20 protein-coding genes are annotated in these 21,551 nt (G+C 59.9%); 7 read left to right on the top strand and 13 right to left on the bottom strand.

The window, feature by feature from the left end; all coding sequences use genetic code 11:
• The first annotated feature begins 10 nt into the window (after positions 1-10).
• The 5 genes from xsc (at position 11) to EPN93_10565 (ending at position 6,904) form a co-directional block, all read left to right on the top strand.
• Positions 11-1,735: a sulfoacetaldehyde acetyltransferase gene (gene xsc / locus EPN93_10585; protein TAL35329.1), complete on the top strand. Its 1,725-nt coding sequence runs from the start codon at positions 11-13 to the stop codon at positions 1,733-1,735.
• Between the two features lie 18 nt (positions 1,736-1,753).
• On the top strand, positions 1,754-2,953 hold the full coding sequence (locus tag EPN93_10580; GenBank protein ID TAL35328.1) for an acetate/propionate family kinase: 1,200 nt from the start codon (positions 1,754-1,756) through the stop codon (positions 2,951-2,953).
• Positions 2,954-3,001: 48 nt separating this feature from the next.
• Positions 3,002-4,696, top strand: coding sequence for a thiamine pyrophosphate-binding protein (locus tag EPN93_10575; GenBank protein ID TAL35327.1), 1,695 nt, complete (start codon positions 3,002-3,004; stop codon positions 4,694-4,696).
• A gap of 89 nt (positions 4,697-4,785) precedes the next feature.
• Positions 4,786-6,075 (top strand): MFS transporter, encoded by a 1,290-nt coding sequence (locus EPN93_10570; GenBank protein ID TAL35326.1) that lies wholly within the window; start codon positions 4,786-4,788, stop codon positions 6,073-6,075.
• A gap of 139 nt (positions 6,076-6,214) precedes the next feature.
• Entirely contained in the window at positions 6,215-6,904 is a 690-nt protein-coding gene (locus EPN93_10565) for a TetR/AcrR family transcriptional regulator (GenBank protein ID TAL35325.1), read from the top strand.
• 116 nt (positions 6,905-7,020) lie between these two features.
• Here the strand turns inward: EPN93_10565 and EPN93_10560 are convergent, their stop codons facing one another.
• The 8 genes from EPN93_10560 to EPN93_10525 are packed head-to-tail and all read right to left on the bottom strand — an operon-like array spanning position 7,021 to position 14,958.
• Positions 7,021-8,628 (bottom strand): (Fe-S)-binding protein, encoded by a 1,608-nt coding sequence (locus EPN93_10560; protein ID TAL35324.1) that lies wholly within the window; start codon positions 8,626-8,628, stop codon positions 7,021-7,023.
• A gap of 5 nt (positions 8,629-8,633) precedes the next feature.
• Entirely contained in the window at positions 8,634-9,530 is an 897-nt protein-coding gene (locus EPN93_10555; protein TAL35323.1) for a hypothetical protein, read from the bottom strand.
• A 12-nt stretch (positions 9,531-9,542) separates the two neighbouring features.
• On the bottom strand, positions 9,543-10,697 hold the full coding sequence (locus EPN93_10550; GenBank protein ID TAL35322.1) for a menaquinol oxidoreductase: 1,155 nt from the start codon (positions 10,695-10,697) through the stop codon (positions 9,543-9,545).
• Positions 10,698-10,704: 7 nt separating this feature from the next.
• A complete protein-coding gene (locus tag EPN93_10545; GenBank protein TAL35321.1) occupies positions 10,705-11,481 on the bottom strand; it encodes a 4Fe-4S dicluster domain-containing protein in 777 nt (258 codons plus the stop codon).
• Complete coding sequence (locus EPN93_10540; protein TAL35320.1) at positions 11,478-11,870, bottom strand: cytochrome C; 393 nt, start codon at positions 11,868-11,870, stop codon at positions 11,478-11,480. The genes EPN93_10545 and EPN93_10540 overlap by 4 nt, the downstream gene beginning before the upstream one ends.
• Positions 11,857-13,467 carry a (Fe-S)-binding protein gene (locus EPN93_10535; protein TAL35319.1) on the bottom strand — a complete coding sequence of 537 codons (1,611 nt, stop codon included), beginning with the start codon at positions 13,465-13,467 and terminating at the stop codon, positions 11,857-11,859. The genes EPN93_10540 and EPN93_10535 overlap by 14 nt, the downstream gene beginning before the upstream one ends.
• Positions 13,460-14,455 carry a menaquinol oxidoreductase gene (locus EPN93_10530; protein ID TAL35318.1) on the bottom strand — a complete coding sequence of 332 codons (996 nt, stop codon included), beginning with the start codon at positions 14,453-14,455 and terminating at the stop codon, positions 13,460-13,462. The genes EPN93_10535 and EPN93_10530 overlap by 8 nt, the downstream gene beginning before the upstream one ends.
• Positions 14,452-14,958 (bottom strand): hypothetical protein, encoded by a 507-nt coding sequence (locus tag EPN93_10525; protein ID TAL35317.1) that lies wholly within the window; start codon positions 14,956-14,958, stop codon positions 14,452-14,454. The genes EPN93_10530 and EPN93_10525 overlap by 4 nt, the downstream gene beginning before the upstream one ends.
• A 181-nt stretch (positions 14,959-15,139) precedes the next feature.
• On the opposite strand from EPN93_10525, the gene dsrA reads away from it, so the two are divergent.
• Both dsrA and dsrB read left to right on the top strand, forming a co-directional pair.
• Positions 15,140-16,306 (top strand): dissimilatory-type sulfite reductase subunit alpha, encoded by a 1,167-nt coding sequence (gene dsrA / locus EPN93_10520; GenBank protein TAL35316.1) that lies wholly within the window; start codon positions 15,140-15,142, stop codon positions 16,304-16,306.
• A gap of 20 nt (positions 16,307-16,326) precedes the next feature.
• Positions 16,327-17,385: a dissimilatory-type sulfite reductase subunit beta gene (gene dsrB, locus EPN93_10515; protein TAL35315.1), complete on the top strand. Its 1,059-nt coding sequence runs from the start codon at positions 16,327-16,329 to the stop codon at positions 17,383-17,385.
• Between the two features lie 51 nt (positions 17,386-17,436).
• Here dsrB and EPN93_10510 read toward each other — a convergent pair whose 3' ends face one another.
• The 5 genes from EPN93_10510 to EPN93_10490 all read right to left on the bottom strand — a co-directional run bounded on the left by EPN93_10510 (position 17,437) and on the right by EPN93_10490 (position 21,404).
• Positions 17,437-18,258 (bottom strand): nitrilase, encoded by an 822-nt coding sequence (locus EPN93_10510; protein ID TAL35314.1) that lies wholly within the window; start codon positions 18,256-18,258, stop codon positions 17,437-17,439.
• Positions 18,255-19,670 (bottom strand): cobyrinate a,c-diamide synthase, encoded by a 1,416-nt coding sequence (locus EPN93_10505; protein ID TAL35313.1) that lies wholly within the window; start codon positions 19,668-19,670, stop codon positions 18,255-18,257. Before EPN93_10505 ends, EPN93_10510 begins: the two co-directional genes overlap by 4 nt.
• A 27-nt stretch (positions 19,671-19,697) precedes the next feature.
• On the bottom strand, positions 19,698-20,015 hold the full coding sequence (gene tusE / locus EPN93_10500) for a TusE/DsrC/DsvC family sulfur relay protein (protein TAL35312.1): 318 nt from the start codon (positions 20,013-20,015) through the stop codon (positions 19,698-19,700).
• A 736-nt stretch (positions 20,016-20,751) separates the two neighbouring features.
• On the bottom strand, positions 20,752-20,994 hold the full coding sequence (locus tag EPN93_10495; GenBank protein TAL35311.1) for a nucleotidyltransferase domain-containing protein: 243 nt from the start codon (positions 20,992-20,994) through the stop codon (positions 20,752-20,754).
• A gap of 29 nt (positions 20,995-21,023) precedes the next feature.
• Positions 21,024-21,404 carry a HEPN domain-containing protein gene (locus tag EPN93_10490; protein TAL35310.1) on the bottom strand — a complete coding sequence of 127 codons (381 nt, stop codon included), beginning with the start codon at positions 21,402-21,404 and terminating at the stop codon, positions 21,024-21,026.
• Positions 21,405-21,551: the final 147 nt, after the last annotated feature.

Below are 21,551 nucleotides of genomic sequence, written 5' to 3'. Positions count from 1 at the left end.
TGGAGGCTTTATGACAAAAATGACCCCGTCGGAGGCTTTTGTAGAAACCCTTGCCGCTGAAGGCATTAAAGACATCTTCGGTATCGTTGGAAGCGCCTACATGGACGCCCTGGACCTCTTTCCCGCGGCGGGCATTCGCTTTATATCCGTAGCGCATGAACAGGCGGCGGCCCATGCCGCGGACGGCTACGCGAGGGTGACCGGCAAACCCCAGACCTGCATCGGGCAGAACGGGCCGGGCGCGGCAAATTTCATTTCGGCCGTAACGGCAGCGTTCTGGGCGCATTCGCCCGTCGTCGCGATCACGCCCGAGACCGGGAGCATGGGTATCGGCACGGGAGGGTTCCAGGAGCTCGACCAGATGCCCTGGTTCGAAAAATGCACCAAGTACCAGGTTCGCGTGAACCGTCCGGAGCGCATGGCCGAACTGACGCGCCGCTGCTTCTATATGGCCAAGCTCCTGTGCGGGCCCACCCAGCTCAACATCCCCCGGGACTATTTCTACGGGGACATCAACTGCGATATCTTCAAGACCGATGACGTCCATTACGGAAGCGGTACGGACGACCAGATAAAGAAGGCCGCCGAGATGCTCGCGAAGGCGAAATACCCGGTCATCCTCGCCGGCGGCGGCGTTTCCATGGCCAATGCCCATGCGGAAACGGGGGCGCTCGCCGAGTACCTGACCGCCCCGGTGGTGAACACCTACCTGCACAACGACACCTTCCCGGCCGGCCACGAGCTCGCCGTGGGGCCTATCGGCTACTGCGGATCGAAGGCTGCCATGAGATGCATCGCGAAGGCCGATGTCGTCCTCGCGCTGGGTACGAGGCTGGGGCCCTTTGGCACCCTGCCCCAGTATGATATCGACTACTGGCCCAAAAACGCGACGCTCATCCAGGTCGATTGCGATGGCACGCAGCTGGGCATCTCGAAAAAGATCGACCTGGGCATCCTCGCCGACGCGCGCGAATTCGCGAAGGAACTGCTGGCGGCCCTGAAAACGATCGACCAGAAACGCCAGAAAGACGCCGCGCGCCTCGCCGATATTACAAAGGAAAAAGGGATCTGGAAGGACGAGCTCGACGCCTGGTCCTCATCGACCAGCGCGCTGATGCACCCCCGGCGTTTCATCAAGGAGCTGACCGACGCGATCCCGGCCGGGTCAATCGTCGCCACGGACATAGGCAACAATTCCTCCATCTGCAACAGCTATTTAAAATTCACGGGATCGCGGCAGCATTTATCGGCCCTCTCCTGGGGAAACTGCGGCTTCGCCTACGGCGCCGCGCTGGGCGCGAAGATGGGAGCGCCCTCCTCGCCGGTGTTCGCCCTGCAGGGGGACGGCGCGTACGGGATCAGCGGTTTGAGCGAGGTCATGACGGCCGTCAGGGAGAACATCCCCGTAATCGCCGTCGTCTTCAACAACCATGAGTGGGGCGCCGAGAAAAAGAACCAGATCGACTTCTTCAAGAGCCGGTTCGTCGGGGCTGATTTATTGACTAATCCCGATTACGCCCAGATCGCGAAGGATATGGGCGCCGTCGGCTTCAAGGTCGACAACTACGCCGACGTCAAGGACGTGGTCAAGGAAGCCGTGAAATGCGGCAAGCCGGTCGTCATCAACGCCGTCATAGAGGGAGGCGAGAAGGTGCTCGCGGAGCCGTTCCGCAGGGACGCGTTCAAGCCGGCGGTGCGGTATCTTCCCAAGTACAAGCACCTGAGCATGGTGTAGGGACACGCACTGTTCGCGATGAACATCCTGGTCATCAACGCGGGAAGCAGCTCGCTGAAATTCCAGCTCAATGACGGCGATTCCGGCGATGTCATCATCCGGGGCCACTACCTCGAGATCGGTGATATCGCCGCGAAGCCTTCTACCGTAAGGAAGATCAGCGTTGACGGCCGGGATGAAACCGCGACGATCGCGAACTCCGATCACGGGGCAGCGATCATGGACATGCTCGGCATACTCAGGGAGCGCGGTTTCGTGAAGGATGAAGGGGACATCGCCGCGATCGGGCACCGTATCGTGCACGGCGGCGAGCGGTTCTCCGGCGCGACACTGATCACGCCGGAGGTGCTGGGATATATCGAGGAGATTTCCGTGCTCGCCCCGCTTCACAACCCGGTGGCGCTCACCTGCATTAAGGCGTTATCGGACCCCCTCCCCCGTGTGCCGCACTTCGCCGTGTTCGATACGGCCTTTCACCGGACGATACCCGAATCGGTATACCTGTACGGGCTTCCCTACGAATTGTATACGAAATTCGGCATCAGGAAATACGGATTCCACGGTTCGAACCATGCCCATATCGCGCTGCGCGCGTCCGAAATCCTGGGGCGCGATTCCGGCGACCTCAATATCATCACCTGTCACCTGGGAAACGGCCAGAGCGTGTGCGCGGTGAAGAAGGGAGAGAGCGTCGACACCTCCATGGGGTTCACCCCCCTGGAAGGGCTGCCCATGGGGACACGGAGCGGTTCGTTCGATCCGGAAATAATTTTTTTCCTGATGAAGCGCGGTTACGCGCCCGAGGCGATCCAGGCCATGATCAACAGGAAATCCGGCCTGCTCGGGGTGTCGGGGATAAGCAGCGACTACAAGATCATCGAGGAACGGGCGCGGGCGGGCGACGCGGCGGCGCGGCGCGCGAGCGACATCCTGATCAACCGCATCGTCTGTCTCATAGGCTCCTACACCGCGGAGATGGGCGGGGTCGACGCAATCGTCTTTTCCGGCGGGATCGGCGAGAATTCCGCGTATCTGCGCGGGCGGGTCCTGGGGCATTTCGGCTATTGCGGCCTTATTCTCGACGCCGCGGCGAACGAACGGGGAGACGAAATCATTACAGCGCCCGGAAGCAGCATACGGGCGCTTGTCGTGCCGGCGAACGAGGAACGGCAGATCGCGCGCGAAACGGCCAGGGCAATTGTGAACGTGAGCGGATAGTGGTTTACATATCCGATGAAGTTTTAAAATAATGTGCAGGAGATACCCATGGAAAAAATCATCGGCGGACAATTAGCGGCAGAAGCACTCATCGATCGCGGCGTGAAGCACATTTTTTCGATCAGCGGCGGTCATATCACCCCCATTTACCAGTTCCTGGAAAACACCAGCGTGAAAATCTTCGCCACGCGGCACGAACAGGCGGCGGTCTTCATGGCCGAGGCCTACGCGCGCATGACGCGGAAGCCGGCCGTGGCGATGGTCACCGCGGGGCCGGGCTTCACCAACGCCCTTTCCGGGATCGCGAGCGCGCGCCTCTCGAACGCGCCGATCATCCTCATCGCCGGCTGCGTGGGACTGGAAACCGCGGAAAAACTCGATCTTCAGGATATGACCCAGCTCCCCGTTATCGCGCCCATGGTCAAGAAGGCCCTGGTCTGCCATAACGCCGAAAGGGTTCCGGAATTCATCGACATGGCGTTCCGCTATGCGACCCAGGGCAGGCCGGGGCCGGTCTACCTTGAGCTTCCCTGCGACATGCTCAACGCGACCGCCGACATGACCAAGGTACGCAGATACGAAAGCACCGTCACCTCCCGCAGCGTGGATTGCGAGAGCGCCGGGAAAATCATCGACCTTCTTAAAGGCGCGAAGAATCCCATCATCATCGCGGGAAGCGGGGCATGGTATTCCGACGCCGGCCCGGAGCTCGTCTCCTTCGTGGAAAAAACCGGCATTCCCGCGTTCACCCTGGGCGGCGGGCGGGGCGTCATTCCCGACACGCATCCCCTGTGCTTCGAATCGTCCCTGGCAATCCGTCCGGGCGCGTCGCTCATGGGTAACATGGGGGCCGACCTGGTGCTTTTCCTGGGATCCCGGCTTTCGCTCTTCTATATTTTCGGCGACATCTTCAGCAAGGCGGCCAAGTTCATCCAGGTGGACATCGAGGCCGAGGAAATAGGCCGCAACCGCTCCGTGGACCTGGGCGTGGTGAGCGACGTCAAGGCGATGCTTGCCGAGCTCGTACGCATCGTGGACGAACGCAAGGTCGGCCCGACGCTGCAGCAGCAATACACGCCCTGGCTCGAGTTCATTAAAAAATCCGATGCCGAGGGGAAGGCCCAGGCCCAACCGATGTGGGAAAAGGCGGAAATGCCCATACATCCCCTGCGCCTCGCCCGCGAGATCGACGATTACATGGACCGCGAAGACGACATCGTCGTATCGGACGGCGGCGACACGGCCACCTGGATGGGGATGACCCGCACGGTGCGGAAGGCCGGCCATTATCTCGACTACGGCCTTTATGGCTGTCTCGCGGTGGGCCTGCCGTACGCCAACGCCGCGAAGCTCCTCAATCCCGGTAAGCGGGTGCTCCTGGTGATTGGCGACGGTTCGGTGGGATTCAACTTCATGGAATTTCATACGGCGATCAGGAACAATCTTCCCATCGTGGTGGTCGTGGCAAACGACACCCTGTGGGGCATGATCGCCCACAGCCAGCAGCTTCGCCTGGGCCATGCGATCAAGGACGGCACGGACCTGGGGCATGTCCATTACGAGAAGATGGTCGAGGCCCTGGGAGGGTTTGGCGCGTATGTCGAAAAACCGGAAGACATCCGTCCGGCGATCGAGGCGGCCTTCGCGTCGGGGAAGACGGCATGCGTCAACGTCATGGTGGACCCGTCGGTTATCAGTCCCGGCAGCGTCGCCCTGGCCAACCTCGGGGGATACAAGGCATAATACGCGGGTGCGGAAACATGCGCTGACTTGAAAAAGAAAACCGCCGCGCGCACCCGGGCGGTTTGATACCCAAACTCACAGGAGGCGGAATGAGCGATCAGCAGGTGTCCCGTGAATACAAGCTCTCAAAAGGCTACACGACGTACGTTTTCATTCTCCTGTTTCTCCTCTACTTTTTCGACTACGTCGACCGGATGGTGGTAACCTCACTCTTCCCGTTCCTCAAGGCGGACTGGGGGCTTTCCGACGCCCAGTGCGGCATGATGGTGTCGGCCGTCTACTGGTCCATCATCATCTTCACCATCCCCGTTTCCATTCTCGTCGACCGCTGGAGCCGCAAAAAGACCATTGGCCTCATGGCGGTCGTATGGAGCATCGCGACCGCGGTGTGCGCGCTCACCAAAAGCTTCACCCAGCTTTTCGCGACGCGCACGATTATCGGCATTGGCGAAGCCGGGTACGCGCCCGGCGGTACGGCGATGCTCTCGGGCCTCTACCCGGAGGAAAAGCGCTCGCGGATGATGGGGATATGGAACGCGTCCATTCCGCTGGGAAGCGCTGTGGGCATCGCGCTGGGGGGCATAATCGCGACGAACTGGGGCTGGCGGCACGCCTTCGGCATCGTGGCCCTGCCCGGGCTCATCGTGGCAATCCTGTTCTTCTTCGTGAAGGATTACAAGACCGTAAACCTGGTCAAGACCGTCGACGCGAACAAGGACGCGAAGGCACGCATGGGCTTCAAGGACATATTCCATGAATTCATCAACACGCCATCGCTCGTGCTCACGTATTTCGGATTCGCGGGCATGACCTTCGTGACCACCTCGCTCATCGTCTGGCTTCCGACGTTTTTCCAGCGCGTGCACGGATTGCCTGAGTCCCAGGCGGGCATCAAGGGCGGATCCGTGATGCTCCTTGCGCTTATCGGTTCGCCGCTGGGCGGGCTGCTCGCGGACTTGTGGATGAAGAAACGGCACAATGCCAGGCTTTTATTTTCGGCCATAGTGGCGATTATCACCGCGGTGATCCTGTTCCTGGCCTTTTCCGTGTTCGAGGGAAACATCCAGTACGTGTTCATTCTCTTCGCGGGCCTCGTGATCGTTGCGTTCCTGCCTGCGGCAGCGGCCGTCACCCAGGACGTGGTCCATCCGGGGCTTCGCGCGGTTTCCTACGCGATCTGCGCCATCGTGCAGAACCTGCTGGGATCGTCCCTGGGCCCCATCGTCATAGGTTCGATATCGGACGCGTATGACATACAATTCGCGCTCACGATACTGCCGGGATTCCTCCTGGTGGCGGCGGCGCTCTTTTTTGCCGGTTCATTCTTCTACACGCGCGATTTTGCCAAGGTGGAAAAGGTCGTGCTTGAAATAGAATAGTTTCGGGCGTGCACAAGGCCGGGGGTCTAGCTGCTCCCGGCCCGATTTTTCGACCGGCGTATCGGTCCCCGGCGGATGCGAGAACCGGTTTCATCGCCGCATCGCGACGGCAACCGGTCATGATAAAAGGCTTGCCGGAATGGAACCATACGCGGAAAATATCAGACCTCAAATCGAAGCACTATTACTCAAGGCACGGAATATGGGATCGCAGGAAAGAAGGGAACGCGAAAAAGAGGCGCGAAAGGAGCATATTTTAGGTGTGGCCAGGACGCTCCTGCTTAAAAAAGGCCTGCACGCGACCACGGTAAACCAGATAGCAAAACTCGCGGAATTGAGCGTGGGCACGATATATCTCTACTTCGAGAACAAGGAGGATATTTTCGCGGCCCTCCAGGAGGAAGGACTGGAGCTTTTGAACCAGCAGATCGCCCTCGCCGTATCCGCCGTCACGTCCCACCAGGAAAGGGTCAGGGCGATAAGCAGCGCCTATATCGATTTCAGCGAAAAGCACGCCAATTATTACGACGTCATCACCTACTTTCTCTCGACATCCGAACAGTTTTTCCCGAAACGCCTTAAAAACAGGATAGATAAAATCGGGGCAAGGATTATCGAGTATTGCGCCGGCGTAATCGAGGCGGGGATAGATTCGGGGGAATTCAAAAAGGTCGACACCAGGAAGCATACCATGTGGCTCTGGGGCGCGCTGAACGGCCTCATCCAGTTCAGGAAAATGGAAACCACTATTTTACAGAAAGAGAGCTACCGGAAGGTCGTCCAGTACGCCCTGGATAATTTCATGGACACGCTGGTCGCCAAAAAGTAACCTCCCGCCTGCACGCACCCTCCAAGGCATTTTAACAGGGATTGACAGGATGGACAGGGATTAGCCTGTCCCATCATTATACCAATCCTGAATATCCTGTATATCCCTGTTAATTCCTACGTGACGTCCCACTTGATGTAGGGAGTCTTTATTTCCGGCATCGCGTTGACGATGAGCTCGACCAACCCGCCGTAGGTAAGACCGGATTTCTCCTGCGCGCCGTAGTACTCGAAGATGTCCCTGATCTGTCCCTTGCAGTTCGAGCAGGGCGCGCAAACGTATTTCTTTATTTCGGGCCCGGGTGAATCCGAGAACGCTTCGAGTATCTGCCTGAATTTCATCCTGCCCGACACACTCACGCGCCAATCCTTGAAGTTATGCTGCGACATGATCGCGGCGCCGCCGCCTCCCCCGCAGCAGTAATTGTTCACGCCGTGCGGCTCCATCTCGCGAAACCGCGGGCAGATTTTTCGCAGTATCCTGCGCTGCGGCTCCACGATTCCCAGGTTGCGGACGATGTTGCAGGGATCGTGCAGCGTTACCGGGAAATCGTTCCTGGACGGATCGAGGGCGATCCTGCCGCTCGCGACGATGTCCTCGATGAAGGTGAGGGAGCTTTCACGGGGTATGTTGAGATTGCCCGTAAGAATGCGGTCCGCGATCGTCATCATGGCCTTGTGCTGGTGGCCGCACTCGCCCATGATCACCTTTTTGACCCCCAGTTTTTTCGCGACCTCCATGTGCCGCGTCACGATGCGGGCGAGCTGGAAGTCGTCGTAGAAGAGGCCGTAGTTCACGCCGTCGTACGCCGGCGCTTCACTCGAGAGCGTCCATTTCACCCCCGCCGCGTTCAGGATTATCGCGAAGGCCGCCGGGTTCTCCGGCCAGGCGAGAATCTCGCCCGCGTTGTGGATGAGGAGCACGTCCGCCCCTTCCACGTCCCACGGCGTCTCTATCTTGATGCCCAACTCTTCGGACAGGTCCTCGTCCATGAAAGAAATATTGTCCCTGACCACGGCGGGCTTCATGCCCGTGGAGGACCCGACCGTAAGCTGCTGGACGGTTCCCTTCTCGTGAAGCTCGCGCGGGGCCCAGCCCAGTTCCTGGCTGAAAAGCTTTCGCAACTCATGGGTTATCAGCCCGTTGTCGAGTCCCATGGGGCACGCCTGGGCGCATCGCCTGCACATGGTGCACCGGTAGCTGAGCTCGTACAGCCGGCTTATGGTGGTCCAGTTGAGATCGATGTCTTCCCGCTTGAGCTTCGCGAGGAGAGCGCCGCCTCTCTTGGTATACTTCTTCACGAGGCGGCGGAATATCTCGGACCGGTACGTGGGCCTGTAGATTTCGTTTCCGCCGCTCTCCTGGTATACCGGGCAAGACTGCGCGCAGGTCTGGCAGCGGGCGCAGTAATCGAGGGTAAGCGTAAGCGGCTGCAAGAAGGTCCAGTTGTTTTCCTTTGAGAGGAGCTTGCGCAGCCCTGAAACGAACGAATCGACGACCTGCTTTTCTTCTTCCGCATTTTTTGGTTTCGGGAGCGACAGGGCGACGACGCCGTCCAGGTCGCACGCATACGCTTCGCGCTGTTCGCCCGTGAGCTGCTTCCACCCGGGCTGGTCCTCGACCCGGTCATAGGGCGGCGGCAGGGGAACGAGATCGTCGATCTCGTTCGCGCTCAGCGGCTCCCTGGTAATCTTCGAGATATTCTTTATGCGTGTCGGCTTCATAAGCGCTATTCCCCTTTCACCACGTCGATCCAGTTCTTAGTTCCGTCGGCGCCCAGGTGGCTCGATTTCCAGCCGACCGGCTGGCCCAGGAGCGCGCCCACTTCCTTTTCCATGGCGGCGTCCATCCGCCTGTCGTCCCACAGGACGGTATGATACGTGAAGAATTTCGCCGCGAAATGCACCATGGAGGTGAATGGAAGCAGCGCGAGGAAAAACAACCCGGCCCCCAGGTGAATCGCCGCCGCATGATACAAGGCGAGGCCCGGACGCGCCAGCATCGCGGCGTTAATAAATCGCTGCATCTCGCCGATGAACCCGTCCTCGATGATCATGCCGAACCCGCCGCTTGCGAAAAGGACAAAGAGCACCGCGAGGTTCAGATACGCGGGAAGCCCCGAGTAGGAACGCAGGTCACGGTCGAGGCCGCGCAGGACCAGCATCCCCAGCGCGCCCATGCTTCCCAGGAGATAGGCCGCCCCGCCCAGGATGCCGGCGGGCGTTTCGATGAGGGCGGCCGGCGCGGCGTAACCGGCGGCGCTCATGGCCGCGGACGCGACGAGGAGGCAGGCCATGAAAAAGAGACAATACAGGCCGGTGTGGAACGCCAGCGAGAAGGGCCATATCCGCCTGTTGTTCTTCCTTACCGCGTGCAGGAAAAATATTTCCTTGAGCATAAACAGGAGCTCGTTCATCCGGGAGCGTTCCCGCGGCTTCATCCACCAGTCGGGCTCCTCCAGGAAGGAGCCGCCGTATTCGTGTTTATCGCGCTCATGGGGCACGGGCGCGAGCTCCCAGCGCAAATGCAGCGGCAGCCGGGCGATGCGCACGACGCGCACCGCCATTCCCAGCGCGAAAATCCCGATTGAGGCGTACGTGGCGATAAGCCAGATATATTCAGACATGCTTCCTCCGTGTCACCGCTGCGCCTGGGCGCGTACCCCTGACGTGATTTTAAAAAGTATGACCAGCACGAGAATTCCCGCCGCCCACACCCCCGCCGCGATGAACGACTCGACGGCCGTGGGCCGATACACGGCGACGTGCTCCAAGGGATCGGGGATGAATCCGCCCACGACGAAACCCAGCCCCTTTTCAAGCCACACCGAAATAAAAATCGCGGTTACCGCCGCCAGGAGCCAGCCGTCCCGCCGCCGCGCGGGCGAATACAGGACGCCGAGCGCGCCAAACCCGAGGGCGATCGAGACCCAGGTGAAGATCGTGAGACTGCCCGGATCGCCCCATCCCCAGTACAGGTGGGCCAGCGACGCCCGCTGCGCCGGGATCCCGCTGTAGAACGCGGTGAAGAACTCGAGGACGATAAAAAAGACGTGCGCGCTGAACGCGTAGGTGATTATCACGGCAAGCGACCGCTCCGCGCGCTCCCCCGGATCGAAACCGGTGAATCGGCGCGACATGCCGCACAGGAGCACCAGGAGCGCGGGGCCGGAAGAAAAGGCCGACGCGAGAAAGCGGGCCCCCGTGATCGCGGTGAGCCAGAGGTCCCTGCCGGGCAGGCCGGCGTAGAGAAACGCGGTCACCGTGTGAATGCTGATCGCCCAGGGAATCGAGAGGTATATGAGCGGTTTCACCCAGGCGGGAGGCGCCGTTCTTTTATATTCCGCCGATATCACCGTCCACCCGATGACGATGTTGAGCACGAGGTACATGCCCAGCACGACGGTGTCCCAGAACATGAGGGACGAAAGCGACGGGTACATGATCACATGGAAAACCCTGAACGGCTGTCCCAGGTCCACGAGGATGAATACCAGGCACATGATGACCGAGGGCACGGCGAGAAATTCCCCCAGGATGGTGATTTTCCCGAACGTCTTGTAATCGTGAATGTAATAAGGAAGAACCACCGTCACCGCGGATGCGGCGACCCCGACGAGAAAGGTGAACTGGGCGATGTAGAGTCCCCACGAGACGCTTCTCGACAGGCCGGTAAGCGCCAGTCCCTCCCGGAGCTGGAATCGGTACGCGATCGCCCCCGCCGTAATTATGATTCCCAGCGTGGCAAGAAGCATCCAGTATCGTCGTGAACCGTGTAACGCTTTTTCGAACATTCCGTCCTCACAGGAGATAGTACACGGCCGGGCCGGTTCCCAGCTCGGATTTCCGGCGCAGCGCCGTGCGTCCCGTCATCGCCGCGCGCACTTCGGATTTCGGGTCATTCAGGTCGCCAAAGAGCAGCGCCTTTTCCTTGCAGGCGCCCACGCAGAGAAGCCCCTGCCCCCGGTCGACGCGCTCGACGCAAAATTCGCACTTCTCGACGGTACCCTTCGTGCGGGTGGGGTACGCGGGTGTGATGCGCTCCTTCGCCAGGAATTTACGCGGATCGCTCCAGTTGAAGCTGCGCGAGCCGTACGGGCATGCCGCCATGCAGTACCGGCAGCCGATACAGCGATGCTGGTCGATCACGACGATGCCATCCTCGCGCTTCCACGTGGCCCGTGCCGGGCACACCCGCACGCAGGGAGGATTCGCGCAGTGGTTGCACAAGAGAATCGTGCCGGCGTGCCGCGCGGCGGGCGGGGAGTATTCGTCGTGCACGTTCGGCAGTACGCGCTCGAATTCGTCCTTCCATATCCAGGTTATGGCGTGCTTTACTTCTTTTATATCGGGCACATTGTGACCCAGGTGGCACGCCGCGATGCAATCGACGCAGGATTCCTTTTTCATGCACTTCAGGAGATCGACGGCCATGCCCCAGCGTTTTCCGGTGTGCGTTTTGAGCCCGTCGTCCGTGAAGATGTCCTTGCAGGAAAGGGCCGCGAACGCCGTCCCGCCGATAACGACGAGCCCGCGCTCCAGCGCGGTTCGTATGAATTCCCTCCGTGTCCTGTTCATGGCCGGGCCCCCGCGGAATCGCTGTGACAATCGAAACATGCCGGATGTGACGCGACCGCATTGTGACAGCGGTCGCAGAAGGCGTCCTTCTTCCGGTGACAGGCAAGGCATGTTCCCGTAAGGCTTTTTTCAAATAGCGTGCCGTTTACCGTGATCGGCGCGCGGTCGCCGCGCCTGACCGCGTCCTCACGCCACGCGATCAGCAGATTCATATGGTTTGCCCGCATTTCGGCGGCGGGGAGTACGCATTCCTTTACGTCGACCGGCATCTCGGGCCGGGGAAGCTCCCGCACGGTTCCCCGGACGAGATTCCACCAGAGGGGAACGGAGAGTATCGACGCCCAAAAAAATACGATTGCGATTTTCTTCACGCGCTCATTCCCCCGCATTGGTTTCCTCCGCGAGGGGTTCGCCCCGGAGCGTCGTCGCGCGCGGCGATTCCCCGCGCATCACGAGGGCGTCTCCCACGAGCTCATGGACGCCGTAAACCTCCACGCCGGGGACCCAGAAATTCAGGAGCGTGGGGAGCGTCGCCTTATCGATCGCGCAGATACAGGCAAGCGTGTTGACGTCGTGGCGCTCGCGCACGTGGCTGACGGCCTGCGCACGCGGAAGCCCTCCCCGGAGCCGGATTTCAAGGTTTTCATCCGTACCTATGCCCGACCCGCTGCCGCAGCAGAAGGTGTGCTCGCGGATGGTTTGTTCGGGCATCTCGAAAAAATTATTGCAGCTCGCGCGTATGATCGCGCGCGGTTCGTCGAAGAGGCCCATCGACCGCGCGGGATTGCATGAATCGTGGTAGGTGACCCGCAGGCGGTCGTTGCGGGAGGGATCGAGCCTCACCTTCCCGTGATGGATGAGATCCGCCGTGAATTCGCATACGTGCACCATCTTCGTCGAGCGCGCGTTTTCGAATACCGTCCCCGTCACCGGGGACGCCGGCACCTCGAGGAAATCCGCCGGGCCGTTCATCGTATCCATGTACTGGTGCAGCACGCGCCACATGTGCCCGCACTCGCCGCCCAGTATCCATTTCACGCCCAGCCGGCGCGCCTCCGCGTAGATCTTCGCGTTCAGGCGCTTCATGAGCTCGTTGGAATGGAAGAGCCCGAAATTCCCCCCCTCCGACGCGTACGCGCTGAACGTGTAGTCGATCCCCAACTCGTGAAGGAGCATCAGGTACCCGTAGAAGGTGTAGATATGCGGATCGGCGAAGATATCGGCGGACGGGATGACGAAGAGAAGCTCGGCGCCCTTGCGGTTTATGGAAGGCTCGACGGTGACGCCGGTGATCCCTTTTATCTCATCGACCGCGAACTCGATATTGTCGCGGATGGTGTGCGGCTGGAGCCCGAGGTGATTTCCGGTCCGGAAGCAATTGGACGCAGGTTCCACGATCCAGTTGATGTTCACGCCGACGAGGTTGAGGAGCTCGCGGCCCATCATGGTGATCTCGGCGGTGTCGATGCCGTACGGGCAGTAGACCGCACAGCGCCGGCACTCGGTGCACTGGTAGAAATAGTAGAACCATTCCTTGACCACGCTCTCGGTGAGACGGCGCGCCCCCACGAGCCTGCCGAACAGCCTCCCGGACAGGGTAAACTCGCCCCGGTACACGGAGCGCAGGAGCTCGGCGCGCAGGACCGGCATGTTGCGGGGATCGCCCGTCCCCAGGTAAAAATGGCACTTGTCGGCGCAGGCGCCGCACCGCACGCACATCTCCATGAAGAGCCGGAATGAGCGGAATTTCCCGAGCCGTTCCCGCATTCCCTTCAATAAAATTTCCTTCCAGTCATCCGGCAGCTTCCAGTCCTCGTTGTGCGGCTGCCACTCACGCACGTTCGGCAGGCCCAGGTACGCGGCGTGTTTTGGCGTACCCGCGTGGCTGTAGGTTCCCTTCTTCATGGGGACGGGAAGGTCGTACCACGCGCGCGAAGAGGGCGCTTCTATTACTTGCAGATCCCCGGGGAGATATTTTTCAGCCATGTTCGTCACGCTCCACGGCGTATCCTGATTTCACGAGCCTGTCCCTGAACTCGTCTTCCCATTCTTCGTAGGTGTGCACCGCGACCGGCGGGTTCCAGGGATTCACGTGGCGCCGGCGCCGGCTGTCGGCGGCGCTGTTGCGCGTGGGCGAAAAGAATATCCCCGCCAGGTGCACGATCTTGCTTGCCGGGATCGCCGCGGCCAGGACCGAAACCAGGACCACATGCATGTAGAAAAACGGCGCCGCCCCCGCGGGCAGGACCGGCTGGAAGGAAAGCAGGCCGATCGCGAATTGCTTCACGGCGAGCAGATCGACCCTGCCGAAATATCTCACGTACATGCCCGACAGCACGACCGCCGCGACGAGCGCGAGCAGGAAATAATCCTGGAAGAGCGACAGCGACGCGATCTTACGGTTGACGACGCGGCGCATGAATAGGTACGCGAGCGCGGCGGCGATAATGACATTGCTTATGAGCAGGGGGGGCAGCCCCAGGCTGAAAATTCCATCGACCTGCTGGAAGGCGTCGATCCACGCCGGCACCGGCTCGATGAAAAGTCTCAGGTGGCGGACCGATATTACCAGCAGCATCCAGTGGAACGCCATCGACCCGAGCCAGAGCCACTTATCCGAACCGTAGACGATGACGGCTCCGTTTCGACCGGCACGCGTGTTGCGGAACAGGGAGCGGAACAGGAACGTCTCAACGAGCATGCGCGCCGAGGTATACAGGGAATTGTGCGGGTTGTCGAGCGGTTCCGGGCGAACCCAGGGAAGCGAGCGCTGCTGCCCGCAGGTCACGGAGATGTTGAAGGGGACCGGCGTTTTCACCCAGCGGATTACCCGGTAGAGCATTCCGGCCAGGAACAGCGACAGCCCCGCGTAGGGCAGCGCGATTCCCATGACCGATTGCAGCCCCTGCCCGGCGCCGATCCAGGCGGCGAACGCGATTGCGGAAACCACGGTTATGGCGAATGCTATCATCATCGGGACGACGCTCCATCGGGCTGCGACGATTCATTCTCATTCTTCAAATTGCGAACCGCGATACGCCGCTCCTCGGCGTTCCGCAACTCGACCAGCAGGCGCCTGTTTTTCCAATACATCCCGGCGGCGAGGGCGATCATTTCGTCCAGGCTCCGTTCGATTACGCGCGCCGCTTCCTGCATATCCGCCCTCCCGACGATTTCCACCGCATCGCGAAAAAGCGCCTTCAGCGTAACGAGAAACTCGGTGGCCTTGACATCGGATTGGGCCTCCAGCGCCTGGAGCTTCATATAGGGCTCGAGCGCATTGCCGAGCGCCTCGGGATCCGTTACCCCCGCGAGGCAGCCCAGTACCGAATCGACGGCCGCGTCCACGATCGCCCCCCGCGGGTTGAGAAACCGCGCGGATTCACCCCCGCCCGCGGACGAAACCGGGGAGGCATTGAGCATAGCCCGCCACGGTGCCGACACGACACCACTCAATTCCCGGACGCGCACCGCCATATCATTGTGAAGTTCCAGCATGAGTATAGCATTTATAGCACATATTTCTTGTGTCAATAAAAAAATGAATACCATTCATTTTTTAATTGACATTCATTATGCCGGCGCTACCCTTATCGAAAGCTTGACATTCAATAAATCAGCGCTATGCTTACCCAAATATCGTAAATGGAGGGTGCCCATGTCTACAACCCCGTTGTTAGACGACCTGGAGCAAGGCAGGTGGCCCAGTTTCGTTAAAGAGATCAAACGGGCGGCCGAAAAAAGCCCCGCCGCCAGGGATTTGCTCGGAATCGTCGAGCTGTCCTACAAGGAAAAAGTAACCCACTGGAAGCATGGGGGGATCGTCGGCGTCATTGGATACGGCGGGGGCGTGATCGGGCGCTATTCCGATATTCCCAACGCCTTCCCCGCCGCGGAACAGTTCCATACCGTGCGGGTGAATCACCCCGCCGGGTGGTTCTATGATACGAAATCGCTCCGCAAGATCTGCGACATATGGGAGAAACAGGGAAGCGGCATCACGAACTTCCACGGCTCCACCGGCGACATCATACTGCTGGGGACCAGGACGGAAAACGTGCAGCCCTGCTTCAACGAGCTCTCCGACGCCGGCTTCGACCTGGGCGGATCAGGCTCCTGCCTGCGGACGCCCACGGGATGCGTAGGGCCCGCGCGCTGCGAATGGGCCTGTTTCGATACGCTCGATTTCATTAACGACGTCACGCACGCCTTCCAGGACGAGCTTCACCGTCCGCGGTGGCCGTATAAATTCAAGATCAAGGCGTCCGGCTGCCCCAACGACTGCGTGGCCGCGATTGCCCGCTCCGATTTCACCCTCATAGGGACCTGGCGCGACAGCATCGTCATCGACAACGAGGAGATCAAGAAGTACGTTGCCAAGGGCATCGACATGCAGAAGGACTTCGTCGACCGCTGCCCGGGAAGCTCGCTCTCGTTCGACGAAAAGACCACGACCCTCACCGTGCGCCCCGAGGAGTGCGTGCGCTGCATGCACTGCGTCAACAAGCTCACGAAGGCCATAAAGATCGGGAAGCAGCGGGGAGCGACCATTCTGGTGGGAGGCAAGGCGCCCATCCTCAAGGGCGCGTTCCTTTCCTGGGTGCTGGTTCCGTTCATCGAGATCAAGCCGCCCTACACCGAGATCAAGGACCTTCTCGCGAAGATATGGGAATGGTGGGACGAGCACGGCAGGAACCGCGAGCGCATCGCCGAAACGATCGCGCGCATGGGCCTCAAGGAATTCCTCAAGGCGCTGGGCATCAAACCCGTCCCGCAGATGGTAAAGCATCCGCGCTCGAACCCGTTCGTATTCTACAACCGATAATAATCCAGGAGGACATACACATGGCACGAACCGATATAGGCCCCCCCGATTTCCGCACGATGCTCCCGGAGACGATCAAGGCGAACTACGGGCAGTGGAAGCATCACGAAATACTGCGGCCGGGCGTTATGCGCCATACGGCGCTGGGCGGCGACGCGCTCTACACCGTGAGGGTGGGCTCACCCCGCCTCATAAGCGTCGATTTCGTCCGCGATCTCTGCACCATCGCGGACGAGTGGTGCGACGGTTTTTTAAGATTCACGAGCCGCGCGAACGTGGAATTCATGACCCCTAAAAAGGAGAATGTCGACGGCATCGTCGCGGCGGCGAAAAAGCTGGGCCTGCCGGTGGGCGGTATCGGCGACTGCATCTCTAACGTCATCCACACGCAGGGCTGGGTCCACTGCCACAGCGCCGCGACCGACGCCTCCGGGCTCGTCAAGGCGATCATGGACGAGCTGTACGAATACTTCACGGAGTTCAGGCTCTCGTCGAAGATCCGCATCGCCGTGGCCTGCTGCATCAACATGTGCGGCGCCGTCCATTGCTCGGACCTCGCCGTGGTGGGGGTTCACACCAAGCCCCCCAAGGTCGACAACAGCCGGGTGCCCAGCATATGCGAGATCCCGTCGACAATCAAGTCGTGCCCCACGGGCGCGATACGCAAGAATCCTGACGGCGAAGGGGTCGTCGTGAACCGCGAGCGGTGCATGTACTGCGGCAACTGCTATACCGTGTGCCCGGCGATGCCGCTTTCGGACGCCGACGGCGACGGGCTCGCCATTTTCGTGGGCGGCAAGGTCTCGAACGCGCGCAAGTCGCCCATGTTCTCGCGGCTCGCGGTATCGTTCCTGCCCAACAACCCGCCGCGCTGGCCGGAGGTGACCGATACGCTCAAGCACATCATCGAGGTCTTCATGGCCCATTCGCGCAAGTACGAGCGTATCGGTGAATGGATCGAGCGCATCGGCTGGGAAAGATTTTTCACGCTCACGGGAATCGAATTCACCGAGGACCATGTCGACGATTTCACGATGGCGACCGAGTCGTACCGGTCGTCGATGCAGTTTCGCTTTTAGGTAACACGCGGCCAGGGGCGCGGGGGACTCATGTCTCCCGCGCTTTCATTTTTATTCGACCAGCCCGCCGTAAATATCGGGCCTCCGGCCCCCCAGGAAAAATCCCTGATCCGAGGTCCGTACCCGCTGGAGAACCTCGCGGCTCAGCTCTGCGGACGCGACCGTTCCGCCCTCCCCGCTCGACTCGCTCACCAGCCGTCCCTTCGGGTCCAGGATGAGATTGACGCCCTGGAACGCCATGCCGCGTCCGTTGACGCCGGACTGGTTGCAGGCCGCCGCGTACACCCCGTTGTCATAGGCGCGGGCCGGCAGGTAGCGAAGCCAGCGCGCGCGTTTTTCATCCCGCGTCTCCGGCGGCGGGGAGGCGTGCGGATAAAAAATAATATCGGCCCCCGCGAGTGCGTAGAGCGTGGCGAGCTCCGGGAAGTGCGCGTCGTAGCACAGGCCGATGCCGAAGGAAAAATCTTTCCAGGAAAAAAGCGGCACGCCGCCGCCCGGCGTAAAATATTCGAGCTCGCGCGCCGACAGGTGAATTTTTCGATACGCGCCGATAACGCCGGAGGGCCCCGCGACAACCTGTGTCAGGAAACACGCGCTCTTCGCGCGCTCGACGATCCCGGCGATCACCACGATCCCCCGCGCCGCGCAAACCGCTTCGAGCTTTCGGGTGAGCGGTCCCGGAATCGTTTCGCCCAGGTCCGCCGCGTCCGCCGAGACGAGGTACCCGGTGAGCGAGCATTCGGGAAAGCAGACGATATGGGCCCCGCGCGCGTCCGGCAAATCGAGACAGCGCTCCATCTCGGCGACGTTCCCCGCCGTGTCGCCCACGACCGCGCGGCAGCTCACCATGGCGATTCGGATCGCGCCGCTCACTTTTTTCTTTCCCGCGCCAGCGCGACAAGATTTCCAGGCCAGGCGACATTGGCGCCCAGCGCGTGGGTGTGACAGAAGGTCGCGAGGACGTTTTTATGCATGATCCCGTCGCGCCCGCCGGCCAGGCCCGTGCCGCGATCCATCCTGAACGCGGTCCGAATTCCCGCAGGGGATTCGGTGAGCCGCGAGTAGCGGAACTCGTGCCCGCGCACCGCGGTACCGCGGGGAAAATACGGGTTGTCCGCGTCCACCGTGAAGGCGGTGTACCCGTGGCCCTGCGGTTTTTTCGAGAGGCTGAACCGCAGCGGGAACACCCCCGCCATGGGGTAGCGGGTCCCCTCAACCTCGAGCGTTTCGGAAAGATACTCGAGGCCGCCGCACTCGGCGTAGACGGGCAGTCCGCGCTCGACCGCCGCGCGGATATCGTTGCGCAGCGATTCGTTATCGGCAAGCGCCCGGGCGTGCGTCTCGGGAAAGCCCCCGCCAATATACAGGGCGCCCACATCGGGAAGCGCTTTATCCTTCAGGGCGTCGATAAAGACGAGCCGCGCCCCGTGGCCGGTGAGCGCCGAAAGGTTTTCAGGGTAATAGAAATTGAAGGCGCTGTCGCGTATAACGCCCACCGCCGGCGCCGATGCGGAGGTTTCCGGTTCGTGCCGCTCCATGGAAAGGGCGCCCGCCTCAACGGAACGAGTGGGATATTCATACCGGTCCATGAGCGCGATGATGCCGTCAATATCGACCGCGGACTCCATTGCGGAGACGACCATGTCGATGCTGCGCCGCGGATCGGGGTGCTCCTGGACCGGGAAGAGTCCCAGGTGCCGCTCGGAGAGATCAAGGCCCGGGATCCGGGATACGGCCCCCAGGACCGGGATGCCGCAATACTTCTCGATGGCCCCCGCCGCGACGGAACGGTGCCGCTCGCCCGCCACACGGTTGAGGATGACGCCGCGCACCGCCAGGTCCGGGTCGAACACCTGGCAGCCGCGCACGAGCGCGGCGGCGGTCCTGCTCGACTTGGCGCTGTCCACCACGATGACGACCGGAATTCCGAGCACCTTTGCGAGGCTCGCGAAACTATAGGTGCCCTCGATATCGAAACCATCGAAGAGACCGCGGTTTCCTTCGACAAGCGCGTAGGTGCATTCATTGTTGCGGGACAGGTACGATGAAATTACGGTGCGTTCATCGAGCAGGTAGGTGTCGAGGTTGTGGCACTCGCGGCCCGCGGCGAGCGAGAGCCAGGCCGGGTCTATGTAGTCTGGTCCTTTTTTAAAGGGAGCGATCGACAGGCCCCTGCGGACGAACGCGGCGAGCAGACCCAGGGAGATGAGGGTCTTCCCGCTTCCGCCCCGGAGCCCGGCGATCGCTATTCCCTTACGAAACGAATTCAATGGGTGACCGTCCATGGAATTCGATACGCGATGGTCGCCCGACTACACGCACCCGGTGGGTTTTGGAAGCCCGGCCCATTTACATGCCGAGTTCGCGGGCCCCTGCGGGAAAAGTTCGTACATGTGCTTCAACTGCACGCCGGTGTCCTTGGTGAGCTTGCGCACCATGGGCGCGATTCCGTTTTCCTGAAAATAGGTGCGCAGGTAGTTGATCACCTTCCAGTGCTCATCGGTGAGCGCGCCTACGCCTTCTATGGCCGCAAAGGCGTTGGCCACCGCTTCGTTCCATTTTTCCGGCTCCTGTAAAAAGCCGTCCTCGTCCACGTCGTACATCGTTCCGTTGAGATCTATCTGCGGCATAAGTGCGTCCTCCTCGCTTAATGGTACTCTCGTCTTGATTCCACGATAATTTATTTCCGCTCCATGTCAACAGCAATTGGAAAGAAAAACGTATCGGCGGAAATTTATTTCAGGATAAATTTAGCGCTGTTATGTTTTTATTCGAAATATTTTTTTGCGCGTGCGGGTGAATAATTAATAGCGGCCATCGAACGTTGTGGGTACACCTCAAACATCCGGGGGGATTGATACATTTATTTCCCGGCGGGTTCGCATGACGGCGGGTTGATGCGCCAATACGCGCCATAGGTGACGCCCCACGGCGGGTTTTGTTCGCACACTGCGAGTGCGTGCTTCGCTACTTTCTTCCTGCGGGGGAAGAAAGTAGCCAAAGAAGCCCGCCCCTCAGGCACCGGGGAGGCTGGGTCTATGCTCACGATCTCGTCTGCGTGCGCGCGCTGCGATACACTTCCTGTGTGACTCGCGCGCAGCCTTCCGCTCGGGCCTCCTGCCCTCGCGTATTGGTATTTTTCCATTTCGATCACGCTTTTTGCGGCCTATTCTCGATGAAACAGGATGATTCTTGAGAATAATATTCTAGTTAATCCAGCCAGGTCAATACTCGGAAGGGTTCAGTATCGTTAATTCAGGCCGACGCCATGATGGGGTGTGATTTTTTCAGACGTTTTTTCTACGGACTTCATTTTCACTATTTCCGGGCGATAGCGTGACGGGTGGGGGTTTTCTACTACACGCCCTAATTAATTTCTCCCCCATATTTCAATATACTTTTTATAAACCCGCTTTTATCCAGGTTTTCGTCAAGCAGGACAGGTTCAATGCGCACATCGATTCCCCTGACCAGTTCAAACAGTCGCGCGCTCAACTCAAGGAAATTCCTATCTATCCTGTCAACGATAACGGCTATGTCGATATCGCTGGCTTTACGCTCGGTTTCACGAGCATATGAACCGTAAAGAATTATTTTTTTTACCGGCATTGTTTGCCTGACAATGCCTGCATACCGGGTTACTTTTTCAATAACTGATTGATCCACTCGGATAGTTTCCCCGTCCGTTTTAGCAATTCGCCGCAAACTTCCGATGTAAGGATTTTCAGCAATTCATCCTTGTCCTGCGGATAGCGCGCCTGAATATTGAGAGGCATCAATCGGTTGAGAAGACCGTCCATTCCCCCGGGTAGCAACGGTGTTAGATTCGATTTTTCCGCGAGCACCAGGAGGTTATGCGTATATGGAGGCTCATCGTGAATCGATTTCCAATAATATGCCTTGAGCATTTTTTCAACAGTCTGATGGCACAAGAATCCCACATAAAGATATCTGCCTGCATCAAGCATGGCCCTGGCAGTATCGAGATCATACGCGGCCATATCCATCCAGTAATCTATCTTTTGCTATACTTCCATGATTAGTTATATAGCACTTCACGATTTAATTAATACGTAGCCGCAAGATTCGAACCATGAAAGTATGTCAGAAATCGAGACTGACGCAAATGCGCTTGAAATAGCCTCATTAAGAGCTGTTGAAGTACG

Source organism: Spirochaetota bacterium, from assembly GCA_004297825.1.
In the GTDB taxonomy this organism is placed as follows: Bacteria; Spirochaetota; UBA4802; order UBA4802; family UBA5368; genus FW300-bin19.
This window is presented reverse-complemented; position numbering and strand designations above follow the sequence as displayed.